The following is a 361-nucleotide window of genomic DNA, read 5'->3' on the forward strand; positions in this document are numbered from 1 at the left end:
TTCTTCGCCCGCACCTTGATCCGCTCGGCGAACGCGTCGCCCGCGGTGGCGGTCAGCGCACCGGTGCCCGCGTTCTCCACACCGGCGAGCGTCTGGGACGGCTTGGGGGGCTGGGTGGGCGGCGGGGTGGAGGGCTTCGGGTCGGTCGAACCGCCGCCCGGTTTCGTCGGCTTCGGGTCCGGCTTCGGCTTCGCGGGCGGGGTCGCGGACGGCGAGGTTCCGGGGTTCGGGCTCGGGTCCGTACCACCGTCGAGGGGCGGCGGGACGACGCCGGTGCCGTCGGGGACCTCGTGCGTGCCGCGCTTGTAGTAGTCGAACCAGGAGCGGACCGTACGAAGGTATTCGTTCGAGTGGTTGTAGC

Annotated in this window: 1 pseudogene; it reads right to left on the reverse strand. The window is 72.3% G+C overall.

The window, feature by feature from the left end:
* Nucleotides 1-361, reverse strand: a pseudogene (locus AC1DUE_RS20930) (hypothetical protein); the annotation flags it as partial.

This window comes from Cellulomonas sp. P4_A2 (genome assembly GCF_056402515.1).